Origin of the sequence: Myxococcus sp. AB036A (genome assembly GCF_006547355.1) — a bacterium.
Taxonomy (GTDB): Bacteria; Myxococcota; Myxococcia; order Myxococcales; family Myxococcaceae; genus Myxococcus; species Myxococcus virescens.
On record NZ_VHLC01000048.1, the window covers coordinates 1 to 14593 of the forward strand.

At 65.2% G+C, this 14593-nt stretch carries 14 protein-coding genes; 6 read left to right on the forward strand and 8 right to left on the reverse strand.

The window, feature by feature from the left end; translation table 11 throughout:
• Positions 1–296 precede the first annotated feature (296 nt).
• Entirely contained in the window at positions 297–1760 is a 1464-nt protein-coding gene (locus FL344_RS20165) for a PLP-dependent aminotransferase family protein (RefSeq protein WP_141619678.1), read from the reverse strand.
• On the opposite strand from FL344_RS20165, the gene FL344_RS20170 reads away from it, so the two are divergent.
• Positions 1759–2604, forward strand: coding sequence for a YggS family pyridoxal phosphate-dependent enzyme (locus FL344_RS20170; RefSeq protein ID WP_141619709.1), 846 nt, complete (start codon positions 1759–1761; stop codon positions 2602–2604). The two genes, FL344_RS20165 and FL344_RS20170, sit on opposite strands and share 2 nt — an antisense overlap.
• A 79-nt stretch (positions 2605–2683) precedes the next feature.
• Here FL344_RS20170 and FL344_RS20175 read toward each other — a convergent pair whose 3' ends face one another.
• Entirely contained in the window at positions 2684–3142 is a 459-nt protein-coding gene (locus tag FL344_RS20175; protein WP_141619679.1) for a GNAT family N-acetyltransferase, read from the reverse strand.
• Between the two features lie 302 nt (positions 3143–3444).
• Here FL344_RS20175 and FL344_RS39775 point away from each other — a divergent pair, with 302 nt between their 5' ends.
• Positions 3445–3579, forward strand: a complete 135-nt coding sequence (locus FL344_RS39775) for a hypothetical protein (RefSeq protein WP_255508231.1) — start codon at positions 3445–3447, stop codon at positions 3577–3579.
• Positions 3580–3589: 10 nt separating this feature from the next.
• Here the strand turns inward: FL344_RS39775 and FL344_RS20185 are convergent, their stop codons facing one another.
• The 4 genes from FL344_RS20185 to FL344_RS39780 all read right to left on the reverse strand — a co-directional run bounded on the left by FL344_RS20185 (position 3590) and on the right by FL344_RS39780 (position 5903).
• Positions 3590–3985, reverse strand: coding sequence for a hypothetical protein (locus FL344_RS20185; protein WP_228565208.1), 396 nt, complete (start codon positions 3983–3985; stop codon positions 3590–3592).
• A complete protein-coding gene (locus tag FL344_RS20190) occupies positions 3982–4974 on the reverse strand; it encodes a hypothetical protein (RefSeq protein ID WP_141619680.1) in 993 nt (330 codons plus the stop codon). Before FL344_RS20190 ends, FL344_RS20185 begins: the two co-directional genes overlap by 4 nt.
• Before the next feature lie 30 nt (positions 4975–5004).
• Complete coding sequence (locus tag FL344_RS20195; protein ID WP_141619711.1) at positions 5005–5355, reverse strand: hypothetical protein; 351 nt, start codon at positions 5353–5355, stop codon at positions 5005–5007.
• A gap of 419 nt (positions 5356–5774) precedes the next feature.
• On the reverse strand, positions 5775–5903 hold the full coding sequence (locus tag FL344_RS39780; RefSeq protein ID WP_255508232.1) for a hypothetical protein: 129 nt from the start codon (positions 5901–5903) through the stop codon (positions 5775–5777).
• A 582-nt stretch (positions 5904–6485) separates the two neighbouring features.
• Between FL344_RS39780 and FL344_RS20200 the strand changes: the two genes are divergently transcribed.
• The 3 genes from FL344_RS20200 to FL344_RS20210 all read left to right on the forward strand — a co-directional run bounded on the left by FL344_RS20200 (position 6486) and on the right by FL344_RS20210 (position 9729).
• Positions 6486–7319: a hypothetical protein gene (locus FL344_RS20200; RefSeq protein ID WP_228565209.1), complete on the forward strand. Its 834-nt coding sequence runs from the start codon at positions 6486–6488 to the stop codon at positions 7317–7319.
• Positions 7320–7723: 404 nt separating this feature from the next.
• Positions 7724–8968, forward strand: coding sequence for an MFS transporter (locus tag FL344_RS20205; protein ID WP_141619681.1), 1245 nt, complete (start codon positions 7724–7726; stop codon positions 8966–8968).
• A gap of 71 nt (positions 8969–9039) precedes the next feature.
• Positions 9040–9729, forward strand: a complete 690-nt coding sequence (locus tag FL344_RS20210) for a ferredoxin (RefSeq protein WP_141619682.1) — start codon at positions 9040–9042, stop codon at positions 9727–9729.
• A gap of 159 nt (positions 9730–9888) precedes the next feature.
• Here FL344_RS20210 and FL344_RS20215 read toward each other — a convergent pair whose 3' ends face one another.
• Positions 9889–10725 carry a ferritin-like domain-containing protein gene (locus FL344_RS20215; RefSeq protein ID WP_194863174.1) on the reverse strand — a complete coding sequence of 279 codons (837 nt, stop codon included), beginning with the start codon at positions 10723–10725 and terminating at the stop codon, positions 9889–9891.
• 1097 nt (positions 10726–11822) lie between these two features.
• Here FL344_RS20215 and FL344_RS20220 point away from each other — a divergent pair.
• Entirely contained in the window at positions 11823–13424 is a 1602-nt protein-coding gene (locus FL344_RS20220) for a PKD domain-containing protein (RefSeq protein ID WP_194863175.1), read from the forward strand.
• 97 nt (positions 13425–13521) lie between these two features.
• Here the strand turns inward: FL344_RS20220 and FL344_RS20225 are convergent, their stop codons facing one another.
• Positions 13522–14490, reverse strand: coding sequence for a hypothetical protein (locus tag FL344_RS20225; protein WP_141619684.1), 969 nt, complete (start codon positions 14488–14490; stop codon positions 13522–13524).
• Between the last annotated feature and the right edge of the window lie 103 nt (positions 14491–14593).

A 14593-nucleotide genomic window follows, 5' to 3' on the forward strand; every position in this document is an offset into this window, starting at 1 on the left:
ACACGCCGAGCACGGTGTCCACGAAGTGCAGGCGCAGATTGAGCACCGCCCGGGCGCGTTGCGGGAGCACGTTCTCCTTCTCGCCGCAGCACACTACGGTGTGCGCCAGCGTCGTGTGGAACAGCGCATACCTCGAAGTCCAAGGTCCTCCTCTGCAGTTCCGCCAACTCCACACGCGCTGTCCTCTCCTTCCTGGCCGCTGCCTGGGGCGCCACCCTCGCCTCCTCACCTCCTGCTTGGAGGTGCCTCCTCGGGAGCAAAGCCGCCCGGGAGGCAGGAGGGGGAATGCGGGGCGGTCAGCTTGGAATGCAACGGGCGAGCGTGTCGCAGATTCGCGTAAGCTCGTCCGGCGTGTGCGCGGCGAACCCGAGCCGAACGGCGTCCAGGCGCCCCTTGGGAAGATAGGTGGAGCCAGGGGCCATCAGCAGGTGCTCCTCACGCGCCCTTGCCACCAACGAGTCGATGCTCCCCTTGCGCAGGGTCAGCCACAGCGCCAACCCACCCGCCGGCACGGAGTAGTCGAAGCACGCGTCGAGCGCAGGCGTCGCGCGGAGCCGCGAGAGGAGGTGATCTCGGCGTGCTTTGTATTCTCGACGGGCTCGCCTCGCGTGACGCTGGAGCGTCCCATCTTCGAAGAGCTCCGCGATGGCGTGCTCGAGGACGACGTCACCCTGTCGTTCGAGCAGCTCACGAGTTTCCTTCAGCTTGAGAATGCACTCCTCCGACGCGACGAGGTAGCCGAGCCGCACGGTCGGCGCGAGCAGCTTGGACAGCGACGCGATGTAGACGACGCGCCGAGATCCTCCGGTCGCGTGGAGCGGTAGCAGCGGCTCACCTTCGAAGTGGTACTCGTAGTCGTAGTCGTCCTCGACGATGGTGAAGTCGAAGTGCTCGGCGAGCTGCAGCAGCTTGATCCGTCGTTCCGGCGTCATGGAGACCGACGTCGGGTACTGATGATGCGGCGTCACGTAGACGGCCTTCAACTTGCCCGACAGCCTCCGCGCCGTCTTCTCGAGGACGTCGGTCCTCAAGCCCTCGCCATCGATGGGGATGTACGAGACCTTCGCCCCCGCGAACTCGAACGCGCGCCACGCAGGTGCGTAGCCTGGTACCTCCACAGCGACCACGTCGCCACGTTCGAGCATCGCCAGTGCGTAGAGACCGAGCGCGCCCTGCGCTCCACGAGCGAGGAAGATCTCATCGATGGTTGTGGAGAGCCCGCGAGCCTGATTGACGAAGCTCGAAATCACTTCGCGGAGGCTCGGATCTCCTGCTGCGTCGCCGTAGCCCACCGCCGCTCGGCTGAGAGAGCGAAGCGCCCGCGCGTATGCGCGCGCCAACTCCGCCTGCGGCGCGAGCCGAGGGTCCGGCAACCCATCGGTGATTGACACGAGGGAGGTGTCCCGACGGGGCCAGGCCGACTTGCGCTGCGTGGGCAACTCGACGTCAGCGATCGCCGAGCGCGGTAGGGAGGCCGCCACGCGCGTTCCAGAGGCGGGGCGCGTCTCGAGCCACCCCTGGGCGACGAGCTCGTCCACCGCCGCGACGACCACCTTCCGATTCACCCCGAGCTGCTCTGCGAGGGTTCGGCTTCCCGGTAGCATCGAGCCCGGAGGGAGCCTCCCGCGCTGGATCTCGTGGATGAGCGCTCGGGTGAGCTGCGTCTGCTGCGACACGGACGTGTCCCGTTCGAGGGTGAAGTCGAAGCGCCACGGCCGCCTGACTGGACCCTCATCATTCTTGATTCTGGGGCTGTCCATGGGGCCAGTCTCTTGCCATTTACGAACTCGCGCAAGGACATGCGCGATCCAGGAGGCAGCCATCAGCACCCCTGCATATTCAACTGCGTACAGTGCCGAGGACATTCGGCGCAACGTGGCGACTGTTCGCGGGCGCATCGCCGCCGCGTGCGCGCGCGTCGGTCGCGATCCGGTCGAGGTCCGTCTCCTGCCGGTCAGCAAGACCATGCCCGAGGCCCGCATCCGCATGGCCTACGCGGCTGGCTGCCGCGAACTCGGCGAGAACAAGGTCCAGGAGGCGATGGGTAAGGCCGAGGCGATGGCAGATCTCACGGACCTGCGGTGGTCGGTGATCGGGCACCTCCAGACGAACAAGGCGAAGGTCGTCGCGCGCTTCGCCAGCGAGTTTCAAGCGCTGGACAGCCTTCGCGTCGCGGAGGCGCTCGATCGGCGCTTGCAGGCGGAGGGGCGCGCGCTCGACGTGTTGGTGCAGGTCAACACGTCCGGTGAGGCCAGCAAGTTCGGCCTGCCGCCGGATGAGGTCGCCCGGTTCGTCCGCGAGTTGCCCGCCTTCTCCTCGCTGCGCGTCCGTGGGCTGATGACTCTCGCGCTGCTGTCGGCCGATCCGACGCGTGTGCGTCCGTGCTTCACGTTGCTTCGGGAGCTGCGCACGCGGCTGCGTGAGGAGGCGCCGGCCGGCATCACGATGAACGAGCTCTCGATGGGGATGTCCGGCGACTTCGAGTTGGCTGACGAGGAGGGAGCCACCATCGTGCGCGTGGGGCAGGCGATCTTCGGCCCTCGCGAGCTACCCGACAGCCACTATTGGCCTGAGCCGAACGCGACCTCAGACCACACGTCGTAACGACCGCCGAAGCCCCCGCTTCATCCATACCGAGGGCTTCAAGCATCGCCGAGACGCGCTTCGACGCGTCGTCTGTCGTTCAAGCGAGCGACATCCGATATTCAATCACACCAGGCTTCTCTCCAATCCAATCGTAGAGTCGTTGCGCCGTGAGATTGGTTTCTTGAGTATGCCAGTAGAGACGCCCGCAGGCCTTTGCGCGGGCGCGCTCCTGTACGAACTCGATGAGCTTCTTGCCTACATGGCGTCCCCGTGTCTCTGGATCGACGAAGAGGTCTTCGAGGTAGCAGAAGTCATTCTGCGCCCACGTCGAACGGTGGAAGAGGTAGTTGACAAACCCGACGACTCGTTCGCCGTCCACCGCGACGGCCGAGTGCATCGGCTCGCGGTCGTCGAAGAATCGCTCCCAGGTCGCCTGGGTCACTTCTTCCGGCAAATTGATTTTGTAGAACTCCAGGTAGCTCTTCCAGTATGGAAGCCATTGTTCAAAGTCGCCCCTCTCAACGGGGCGAACGATCATGTGATTCTTCTCGCTCATTCCAGCGCTCCTTGTCGTTGGTTCTTGTCAATTCCAAACGTGAAGGCGCGCGATGCTGAGCATCGCCCTCATCGCTCGCCCGCGGGAATCGAACCTTCCACGGTCGGGGCTATTACCCTGTCGCAAGTCCCGTGACATGCTCCAGAATTGAGAACTGGACGGGTCCAGATGGACTGGCGCTTCGATGGCTCGCCGCCGGGGTGTTCTCACTCTGGAGCTTCCCTCGATGTCCTCACGAGGTGGTGCGTGAGGTGACCGCTCCAGGCGCGTGTGAGGTCAAGTCCCGAAGTGTGATTCGCGGGATGCTGCATCGGCGCCCACCCACGGGCTCCTTCTTCCAGGGCCACGCGGAGAGCCGGATTGGCGTCGACGTGGGCGTCCGGTCCGTGAGCGCGAACGTCTACGCGCCACGGACCGGCGCCATGAGCCGGTTCTGAGGGGCTCAGCTTAGAACTGCCACTCCTTGCCTTTCTCGCTCAGGGCCTCTCGGGTCGCGGCCACGTCCCGGAGCGCCTTGAACGGGGATGAATCCGCGAGCTTCAGCACGGAGTCGAGCACGGCACCGGTGAGTTCCGTGTTGTTCGAAGCGATGGCGGTGTCGAGCCGCGCGAAGAGCTGACGGAAGTTCTCCTTTCGCTCGTCGAAGGAACGATCGAGATAGTCGAGCAGGACGTCACGATTTGCGTGGATGCGCTCGACGTCGACCTGCGCGGTCATCTGGATGCGGACCTGCTCCGTCTTCTCCTTCTGGATGTCCCGGACGCACTCGGCCACGGTCTTGAGGCCTTCGAGGACCTCGGCGAGGCCAGGGGTCGGGTTCTTGACCAGTTTGTCAGCCGTCATGAGAAGGACTCCTGAAGCAACTGGCGCTGCTGGGCGAGCAGGGCCTCTGCCTGGTCGTTGATGTTGCCCTCGGGCGTGAAGATGGCGACGCGAAGCAGTTCGCTCTCCGCCTTGGCGAGCTGCATCGCCGCGGCGAACGTGCGGAGGTGCTCGTCATTGGCCGCGTCGAAGCTGCCATCCAATGCCCAGAGGGCGTCAATGGCGCGGTTGGCGCGCACGTCGAGTTCCGTCGTGACGTGCTGCAGTTCGTCAACGCGGGTGCCCGCCCGGGCAAGGAGCGCGATGGCCGCTTCGAGCTGCGCCACCATCCTGTCTACCTCGGCCGCGAACTCCTCGGCCTTGGTCTTCGCCTTCTCCCCTTCCCTGGCGATGACGAAGCCCGCGACGACCGCCGCCGGGGCGACGGCGATCCCGCCGAGGACGACGGCGCCACCCGCGACGCCGAAGCCCCCTGCCGCGAGAGAGCCACCACCAAGCCAGGCGAGCAGCGCGCTCTTCGCGGCGGCACCTGTCAGCCCGGAGATGGCGGTTCCGGTTCCGGCGGTCGCGAACGTGGTGACCAGACTCGTGGTCACCGCGCTCGCACCTGCACCGGTGAGGGTTGCCGCGACTGCGCCGGAGAGGGTTCCACCCGCCTCCAGGTACTGAGTTGCAAACCGACCGACTTCTTCGCGAGTCACGCCCAGCGAGCCCAGACTCTCCAGTGCGGACAATCGGGCCTTCTGTTCGAGCCGTTCGAGGAAGTCGAAGAGGCGCCGGAAGGTAGTTGTCATCACCGCGCTGCGCTGTGCATCCAGGGCGTCCAACTTGACCTGGAGCGAAGAGCGAGCCTCTTCGAGGCGGGCAACCCACTCTTGATGGCGCTCTTCGGCTTCATCACCAATGGCCTTGGCCTCTTTCATGGCCTGGACGCCGTCGTAGCCCTTCTTTCCGCCGAACCCGAGCAGGGCGGCGACACCGAGCGCAACAGGAATCAGTGGCAATGGCATGTGACATCCTTTCGTCGAGCGTCTCTGGAATCAACCAACTCGCGACACTGCGTGGGGAGTCAAAGTCGCCTCGGCCGTAGCGACTTCCGCAGCCCTCCGCGTGTTGGCCTCGATGGCCACCTGGCACAAGGCTAGCTGTGCCTGGAGCTGGAGGACAAATGCCCGGGCCCGGCCGACGCTCACGCCAATCAGCGCTCCGAAAATTCCACCCGCAACTGCGAATACGGGAATCGCTCCTCCTGTAGGAGCGCCCAAGCCGGAACCCGCGATGGCGCCAAAGACAAAGCCCAGGAAGGCCGCCATATAGACGATGCGCGCGGCGCGCCGATAGAGCGCGGCCGCGTGAGTGTGGATGATGCTCGGGTCGTAATTCAAAATCATGCCAAAGCCCCCCAGGACGTGGTCCTCGTGGTGGAACCGCGAGCGAAGACTCGCCCGAGGTACGCGCCCCTGACCATCATCCTGGAGTGGTATGTCCTCACGAGTTCCTCCAGGGCATGACTGCTGCACCACCTCGCAGACAATGTGCCCCGGTACAAGCGACCTACGCCGTGACGCCGGACAGCGTGAGCGAGCGCATAAGACGAATAGGGACTCTGTGAGGGTGACGGGCAGGAGCCGAGGGGATGCCAGCTGCTCCAGAATCCCTCGCACCCCTCCCGCCTTCTTCTCGTACGCCTGCACCCGCCCCCTGCCTCCACACCTTACGCAGGCGCATACGTCGAAGTCCAAGGTCCTCCTCTGCAGTCCTGCCAATTCCACACGCGCCGTCCCCTCCCTCTTCGGCTCCTTCCTGGCCGCTACCTGGGGGCCACCCTCCCCTCCTCACCTCCTGCTTGGAGGAGTTCCTGGCCCACGGGCTCCGTGGAGGGTGACGCCTCCTCGGGAGCGCCACACGCCACCAGCGCCTCCATGAGGACGGTACTCATCGAAGGAACAAAGACACGACGAAGCAAGGACTCATGCGACACGAATGGCCTCCAAGGGCATCACGTCATGACGAACGGAGTGAGAACGGGCACAGGCGCGAAGACGGCGGGAGACGGACGGCCAGGGCTTGGACCTGGCCGGCATTCTCCCTCCGTACCTGCTCGTTACGAAGTCACCCCGAAAACGGGTTGATGCCCTGGCCTGCCTACGGGCCCGAAGCCCTCTCTGACGCGTCAACCCCCGTGCCAGCCCATGCCTCCTGACGTGTCAGGCCCGCGCTGGCGACAGCGCCTCGAGCCCCATTCCATCCGATGGCAGAGCGGACGCCCTGAACAGTGAAGACTCTCTCCTCCTGGTCCCTCGCTTGCACTCCCAAGACTCGCAGAGAAGCTCCCGAGCATCCGAAGTCCCCGTTCGAGACAATGGAGAGAGAGCATGAGAGGTCTTTCGCAACTGACCGCGCGTTGTGCTGGATTGTGGGTGTTGGCCGCCGCCCCCGCGTGGGCGCAGCAGCAGGAAGAGGTCTGGCTCGACACCCGGAGCGCCGCTCCCGTGATGAGCCAGATGGTGCTGAAGCCGGGATGGCCGCATCTCGTCACCATGCAGGGCACCTTCAACGTGTGGGGAACAACATCGTCCCGGGCCCGCAGTCAGGCCAGCCCGAGCCCGCGCCGATGTTCCCAAGCCCGGGCGTCACCAACCGCAACGTCGGCTTCGACCCGGAGTTCGTCTTCGCGGGCGTGAAGCCCCCGGCGGCCGCTCCGCTCAGGGCAAGCTCCATCCAGCTCAGCCTCGACGGAGGAAAGACGTGGGCGCATCCGGCCTCCACGGCGGCCTTCAACGCGGCCGAGCACAAGTATGGCTATGAGGTGATGGGCGGAGAGTCCGCGCTGCAGGTGCGGATCGCCGACAAGCCCGTTACCGACAACTCCGGGCGCTTGAAGATTGTCGTGGTGCCCGCCGAGGAGCTGTGGCTGAACACCCGGAGCGCCGCCCCCGTTCCCAGCAAGCAGGTGCTCCAGAAGGGCAAGCCCTACCGTGTCACGATGCAGGGCACCTTCAACGTGTGGGGGAACAACATCGTCCCAGGCCCGCAGTCCGGTCAACCCGAGCCCGCGCCGATGTTCCCGAGCCCGGGCGTCACCAATCGCAACGTCGGCTTCGACCCGGAGTTCGTCTTCGCGGGCGTGAAGCCCCCGGCGGCCGCTCCGCTCAGGGCGAGCGCCGTCCAGGTCAGCCTCGACGGAGGAAAGACCTGGAAGCACCCGGCATCCACGGCGGACTTCAACGCGGCCGAGCACAAGTACACCTACGACCTGACGGGAGAGGACGCACCCCTGCAGGTGCGCTTCGCGGACGCGCCTGTCAACGACAACTCCGGGCTCGTGCGAATTCTCGTGCTGCCCGGAGCCTGATGCGCCCGCTCCAGGAATGACGCGAAGCCGCCCGGACAACTCAAGGGCGGCTTCGCGGCGAATCGGGCGAGCGCCCTACGGCCCCCTGGCCCAGGTCGAAGTCGAGCCCTGACAATACTGCGTCAGCCAATTCCCATCCCCGCTGACCGTGATGGAAACAGGCCCCATACCACGCTTCCGCAGGTTGCGGGCCCCCGCCAACCCGCCCCACCGCGGCTCATGACCGATGGGGGCCTGGTTCGAATCCAGGCGGGCTCACTTCCCTCCGCGCCTGGGAAGTCTTTCCTGAGGTGTCTAGCGATTGAGCGAACTTCACTCGCAGCCGAAGAGAAAGATACGTCCAGTATGGAGTCATCCAGACCGGTGTGGTTGTTGATGCCCAGCCAGCGACTACAGTGCGCGCCATGCACGCCTCCTGGAAGCGCAACACGGCCCTTTTCCTGGGCAGCCAGGCCCTCTCCTTACTCGGCTCCTCCCTGGTGCAGTACGCGCTCCTGTGGCAGGTGACGCTGCAGACACGTTCGAGCGTCATGATGACGCTCTACATCGTGGCCGGCTTCCTGCCCACGTTCCTCCTCTCGCCTTTCGCGGGCGTCTGGGCCGACCGGTACGACCGCCGCAAGCTCATCGTCCTCGCCGATGCGATGATTGCGCTGGTGACCCTGGCGCTGGCCGTGGTGTTCACCTTGCGCGGCACGGAGCTGTGGCTCTTCTTCCTGGCCGCGGCGATCCGCTCTGTGGGGACGGCCGTTCAACAGCCGGCGGTGGGCGCGCTGCTGCCGCAGTTGGTGCCCGAGGACCAGCTGATGCGGGTCAACAGCATCCAGGGCACCCTCCACTCGGTCAACATGTTGGGGGCGCCCGCGCTCGCTGGCTTCCTCATGTCCGTGGCCCCCCTGCAGGTGCTCTTCTACATCGACGTGGTGACAGCGGCCCTGGCCATCACCCTGGTGACGCTCTTCGTCCAGGTAGAGCCGCGCCCCCGCGCGCCGGAGAAGGAGGGGGCCTCGCAGCTGACGGAGATCCAAGACGGCTTCCGCTACATCCGCGGCCACGCACACCTGGTGCCGTTCTTCGGCTACCTGGGATTCATCATGGTTCTCATCACTCCGGCCGCATTCCTCACGCCGCTGCAGACGGCGCGAAGCTTCGGGGACGAGGTGTGGAGGCTGTCGGCCATCGAAATGGTCTTCTCGGTGGGAATGATGTTGGGAGGCGCCGCGCTCGCGGCGTGGGGCGGATTCAACAGCCGCATGCGGACGATGGTCGCATCCAACCTCATCATGGGTGCGTGCACCGTGGCCCTCGGCGTGGTGCCTCACTTCGGGGTGTACCTGGCGGCCATGGGGATCTTCGGCGTGGCGCTGCCGCTCTACAACACGCCCGCCATGGTGATGCTCCAGGAGCGCGTGGAGCCGGCCTACCTGGGCCGCGTCATCAGCGTGATGACCATGCTCTCCACCTCGCTGATGCCACTGTCCATGCTGCTCTTCGGGCCCCTGGCAGAAGTGGTCTCCATCGAGCGGCTCCTGCAGGTCACCGGCGTGCTGGTGATCCTGCTCGGACTGCTCACGCCGCTACACCGTCGGCTGATGTCCTTCGGTGAGCCCAAGAGCCCCCCAGTTCAATCCCAGGAACTGGCCAGCTGAGGGTGGCCGCACGTGCCGGTTCCGACAAACGGGGACGTGCGCTGGCACTCCCACGCCCAAAGGAGAAGCACATGTCGAAACAGCACGCTCCCCATCCCATGAACGTCCCTGGCGACTTCTATGTCGTGGACCAGTGCTGCACGGCGTGCGGTGTTCCAACACACCATGCCCCAGAGACGTTCGCGTTCGAGAACGACCAACCTGGGGCGAGCTGCTACGTCCAGCGGCAGCCCACCAGCCCCGAAGAAGTCGACCGCGCGCTCATGGTCGTCCGTTGCCAGGAGTTCGGATGCATTCGATACCGGGGGACCGACCCTGTCATCCTGCGCCGCCTCACGGAAGCAGATTCAGGCGACCAGTGCGATGCGCCGCTGCCCTCGGGTATCCGCCCCGTCGTGCGGAACCATGTTTCCGTCGAAGCACAGAGTCGTGATGCCCGCGCATGGGAATCAGACACCGTGCTCGAGCGATTCCGCAACTGGCTGACAGCCCAGAGCCACCGCCATCAGACCACCCCCATCATCAGGAGCGGCTCCGGCGCTTCCTTTTCCTTTTCTTGGACCAAGAATGACTTCCACCACGTGACGGTCAGACCCATTGGCGACGTACCTGGCCGATGGCTCATCCAACACGCAGGGAATCTCGCTGCGTCCGAAACCATCGACCAGTGGCTGACGGATGCGGAAGAACTAGGCGTGGTCCGGTGGTACTCGCAGGAGGAGTGGACACGTGGCCTGCCGGGCCAGGCTCGCCCCTGGTAAGGCGACGACTTCGGCTCCGAGCATCGAACGGATAGCGCCTCTGTGAGGGCCCTGGCGGGAGCGGAGGCGCAGCAGCCCATGTGGCAGCTTCCGCGCTCTCGCCGCTGACCACGGCGCCTTTGACAGCCGGCCAGTGCCAACTCCCACGCCGCACACCGGTCAGCAGCGCGGCGCGACCTCCATGGGCACCGCGTCGCGCGAAGAGGAAGCGGGCGCCACCTGGAAGTCACTGGGGCCGTGCCGCATCGAGAGGCTCGACGGCTCCAGCAGCGCCTCCGCCCGGGCGCGCGTCCGCTCGATGCACACCACCATCAGTCGCCCCAGTTCCACCTGGGGCAGGACGCCGTTTCGCGCGAGGAAATCCTCGTCGACGCCCGGGATGCGAGGGAGCGCGGGCGTCTGCTGCGACTCCAGCGCCAAGAGGGCCTGGCGCAACGCGTCCTTTGCACTCCGGCCACCCCGCTCCAGGGCGAACGCGATGACGTCCCAGGCCAGCTCGGCGTGCCGCCCCTCGTCCTCGGAGATGACCGACAAGGTCTCCCGCACGACAGGGTCTGAGGCCCGCCTCGCGCCTACGCCGGCGACCAGGGAGGCCATCCCCTCGGCCAGACATCCATCCAGCAGCGAACCGCGCACGAGCCGGGCCCAGGTGTCTCCTGAATCCATCGGGGAAGGCGGCGTACTTCCCTTTCCAAGCTCCGGAATCGTTCCCGCCGTCCAGCCCACTCCCGAGTAGGCGTTGGCGAGCGCGAAGCACCGCCTGGCATGACGAATCTCATCCAGCGCCGCCAGGTGACAGTCCTCCAGGAGCTCCGAGGGCGCCCCCAACGCGGAGAGCTTGAGCGACAACTTCGAGAAGGCGGGAACGGACGCATGCTCCAGGCCCGCTGAGTACATCCAGACCTCCCCGAGCACCGTTCGCTGCCAGGGTGTGAGTCCCGAAACATCCGGAACGGCGTCATCCGCCCAGCCCGCCCCCAGCGCCCGGCGAGCCACGCGCGTTCGTCCACGCAGGCGAAGGACCCTCCCCTTCGAAAAGTTGGTGGAGCTGATCAGGTGGGCGAGCCAAACCAGGGCCCCCACCGTCACAGCGGTGCCGAGTGCCATGATGCCCCCGAGGACCCTCATGACCCGGGGCTGGTGCTTCTGGAGCATGAGGACGAGTCCGCCCACGAAAGCCCCCACGATCAGGAGGGCAACGAGAATCACGGTCACTGCAGCCATGGCCAACCCCTTCGAGAGTCCGCGGCGACGTGCCTCGGTCTCACGAGTGTCGTCGGCAATGCACCGAGAATGCCAGCGCCGTTGGCCCTTCCGAGAAGCCCCGGGCGTGCAATGGGTGGCGCGGTCGCAGCACACCTGTGCACGCCGCTACACGGTGGACAAGGACCGGTCGGCCGCACGCAGGGGTCGCCGCCGACCACTCTTCGCATGCGCTCCCCTGCAGCGCGCTGGGGTGAGTCCCAGGGGAGACTGCTCGACTCACGTCCAACCCGCACACACGCCCATCACTCAACCGTCGGCGCACAATCCAGAGCCGCGCCCAAACAAGGCTCGGCATACACCACCTCGGCATATTGGGTGCGCGCCCCGGCATGCGCCGCCAGGCGGCGACACTCACAATAGGTTTCTCCAACCCATGTCGTGAAGGTCGCGTCGCTGTAGCAATCATACAGAGCGCTCTCCAGGCAGCGGAAATCAGTATCCGCGCTCTCGACCTGGGGGCGGCTGACTTCTCTGCCTCAGAAACGCGCTCACCAGGTCCCAATCAACACTACTCAACACTCACCTTGAGAGCCACTCCCCCTTCACGCCTTGCGATGGCAGCCGCCCCAGTCGGAAGAGGTGCGGCGGAATCAACCCATCCACCCAACGGGTTCACGCACCATGCAGACACCCGCGCTCAAACGTTCTTGCCTGACTTGAATCACACCAAAGATTGACACGCTGGAGTCGCCGCTCGCAATCTCGGCCCGTCGCTATCATTGGCGACCCGGAGTGCGTCTGGGCATGAACGAGCGCAATGGCTCACGAACAGACGCGGATCGCCGGCCATCACATCGTCCACGACGCGCAATGCCATGGAGCATTTCATGTCGAAATCGAATCAGTCCGCGCCGACCCTTTCTCACCGCAGCCTGTTGCCAACACTCGCCGCGCTCGCCCTGGCTGTCGCCGCGCCGGATGCCAGCGCGTACTCGGCGATCTACGGCGGCGGCCCGTTCTATTCCGGCGGGACCGCGGTGATGAACGACCTGCGCGGCTCGGGTTTCACCACGGTCATCCTGTGGAGCTTCCACATCGAGGAGAACGGTGACCTGATCTACAACGACATTCCGGTGGTCAAGAACGGCGCCTACATGGGCGACCCAGCCTGGCCGGACCGGCTGGCCACGCTGAAGACCGCGCCGACCTCGGTCAATCGCATCGAGGTGTCGATCGGTGCCTGGGGTGTTCCGGACTTCGAACGCATGATTCGACTGGTCAACGGCACCGCACCCGGCTGCGGCACCACCATCGTCTGCGGTACCGGAAGCAACAGCATCCTGTACAGGAACTTCCAGGCGCTGAAGGCCGCCACCGGCGCCGACGCCGTGAACTTCGACGACGAAAGCGCCTACAACCTAGCCCCGACCACGACCTTCAGCCAGATGCTCATCGGGATGGGCTACAAAATCACCTTCGCGCCGTACACGCAGCAGACGTTCTGGCGGAACCTCAGGAACAACCTCGGCAGCGCCGTCGATAGAATCTACCTGCAAGTGTACGCCGGTGGCGCCGGCAACAACCCGGCGAGTTGGAACACCGCCATGGGCATGACTGTCGCCCCCGGCTTGTGGTCCAAGCATGGCAGCGGCTGCACGTCTGGCGACAGTCCAGCCACGGTGCAGACCCGGATGAGCAACTGGAAGGCCAGCGCCGGCATCAGCGGCGGCTTCATGTGGTTGTACGACGATATCCAGCAGTGCAGCGCGCAGGGGACGAGCGCGCAGTATGCGGCGGCAATCAACACCGCCGTCAGCGGCAACACCCCGCCGGTGGCCAACTTCGGTGTCACCGTCAGCGGCCTCACCGCGACCTTCAGCGATGCGTCCACCGACGCGGACGGAACCATCGCCTCGCGCAGCTGGAATTTCGGCGACGGCAGGACCTCCACCGCGACCAACCCTTCGCGCACCTACGCAAGCGCCGGCGACTACAACGTCACCCTGACCGTCACCGACAACGGCGGCGCCAGCCATACGAAGTCCCAGGCGGTGTCCGTCGGGTCGGGCTACGCCAATCTGGCGTTGAACAAGCCCACCACCAGCTCAGCCCCCTGCAACAGCACCGAATCGGCCGCCAAGGCGGTCAACGGCAGCATCTCGGGCGGTACCACCGACAAGTTCTGCTCACTGACCTCGCCAGCGTGGATGCAGGTCGACCTCGGTACGGCGCAGACAGTCAGCAGCTTCACGATCCAGCACGCGGGTGCGGGCGGTGAATCGACGGCTTGGAACAGCAGGGCGTTCACCATCCAGACGTCGAGCAACGGGTCCACTTGGAGTACGCCCGTCACGGTGAGCAACAACACTGGCAGCACTTCGACCCATGCAATCACGGCGACGTCGGCGCGTTACATCCGGCTCAACGTGACGACGCCGACTCAGAACAGCGACCCAGCGACGCGAATCTACGAGCTCGAAGTTCGCTGAACGGTCGGTAACGAAGCCGGCCCTCGACACCACGAGGGTCGGCTTCGTACCTGTGCCTGCTCCAAGCAGGCATCGACGGGCCCCACCTACGCGAACATCAGGGGCTGAACGTACACAAGCCGCCGCTGCAGTTCCGCCTGAACGCATAAGTGAAGTGATATCCGTCGCCGACCGCGTCCGTGACGTCCCATCGATGATTGCGGATGTAGTAATCGGTGATGCCGCAGGCAACGAGTGGAGGACACGTCCAGTAGGTTCCGCTGTATTGGTGGAACGAAAACCATTCTCCGGCGGCAACGTTCCAGGCAGCTTTCACAGAAGACTCGTACGACACCCAAAGCCCAACAGTCCCCCGATAGGGCGCGAGTTGGGTGAAGGATGTCTTGGCATCCGCGGCCGCCCAACCGTTGCCGGTCACATTGGACCAGCAGTCGAAGAAGTCCCCGCCCTTGTAACAGACGCTGTCTCTCCAGAAGGGGCCGTCCGCGCTCGTCAGGGGTTGAGCCACGGACGAGAAGCCGTCTGTCCCCTGCTCCCCAAGGTCCGGTGCGAATCCCCCTGATGATTCCAAATGGGGAGCCGCTTCATCCCGCACGATGACATGGGCATCATCAGGGACAGAACGGCGCGATTCGGCACTGACCAACGCCGTGGGCGGCGTGGCGCCTTGCGTCAACTGGCGATAGAGTTCGACGGCGGAGTGCCTGGCAACATCACCGTCACGCAAGACACGTCCATCCGCTACGGGGCCACGCTCCACGACGAGGATGCCGCCGGGCTGCAAATCGTAGAATTCGATGAAGTGCTCCCGTGACACCTCGACACGAGCAAGCAGCTGATTGAGCTCATCGAGCTTCGGCCGCAGTCGCCGCGAGGCCTCCACCGCGGCCGCCGGATCGGACTCATAGAGTCGGTCGATGTGCTGGAACGACAGTCGCGCTGCATTCAGCGAGGACGGGCTGAAATCGATTGGCGCTTGGGTCTCCCCGAGTCCATCACCGCACCCTGCTGACACCAGGCCGGCCATCAGCAGAATCCCCAGCCGAAACGTGCACTTGCTCTTCATGATGTATCCTCCTTGACTCCGGTTCCCAAACGATGCGCCGCCAACGTGCCTGTGAAATGCCGCGCAAATCCTGGCCTTCGCATGCATTTCTTGAAATTCGCTA

Bases quoted from the DNA above. Each gene is read 5' to 3' on its own strand.
- FL344_RS20170 (WP_141619709.1), top strand. From the start codon at position 1,759: ATGGGGCCAGTCTCTTGCCATTTACGAACTCGCGCAAGGACATGCGCG.
- FL344_RS20165 (WP_141619678.1), bottom strand. From the start codon at position 1,760: ATGGACAGCCCCAGAATCAAGAATGATGAGGGTCCAGTCAGGCGGCCG.
- FL344_RS20175 (WP_141619679.1), bottom strand. From the start codon at position 3,142: ATGAGCGAGAAGAATCACATGATCGTTCGCCCCGTTGAGAGGGGCGAC.
- FL344_RS39775 (WP_255508231.1), top strand. From the start codon at position 3,445: ATGCTGCATCGGCGCCCACCCACGGGCTCCTTCTTCCAGGGCCACGCG.
- FL344_RS20185 (WP_228565208.1), bottom strand. From the start codon at position 3,985: ATGACGGCTGACAAACTGGTCAAGAACCCGACCCCTGGCCTCGCCGAG.
- FL344_RS20190 (WP_141619680.1), bottom strand. From the start codon at position 4,974: ATGCCATTGCCACTGATTCCTGTTGCGCTCGGTGTCGCCGCCCTGCTC.
- FL344_RS20195 (WP_141619711.1), bottom strand. From the start codon at position 5,355: ATGATTTTGAATTACGACCCGAGCATCATCCACACTCACGCGGCCGCG.
- FL344_RS39780 (WP_255508232.1), bottom strand. From the start codon at position 5,903: ATGAGTACCGTCCTCATGGAGGCGCTGGTGGCGTGTGGCGCTCCCGAG.
- FL344_RS20200 (WP_228565209.1), top strand. From the start codon at position 6,486: ATGGCCGCATCTCGTCACCATGCAGGGCACCTTCAACGTGTGGGGAAC.
- FL344_RS20205 (WP_141619681.1), top strand. From the start codon at position 7,724: ATGCACGCCTCCTGGAAGCGCAACACGGCCCTTTTCCTGGGCAGCCAG.
- FL344_RS20210 (WP_141619682.1), top strand. From the start codon at position 9,040: ATGTCGAAACAGCACGCTCCCCATCCCATGAACGTCCCTGGCGACTTC.
- FL344_RS20220 (WP_194863175.1), top strand. From the start codon at position 11,823: ATGTCGAAATCGAATCAGTCCGCGCCGACCCTTTCTCACCGCAGCCTG.
- FL344_RS20225 (WP_141619684.1), bottom strand. From the start codon at position 14,490: ATGAAGAGCAAGTGCACGTTTCGGCTGGGGATTCTGCTGATGGCCGGC.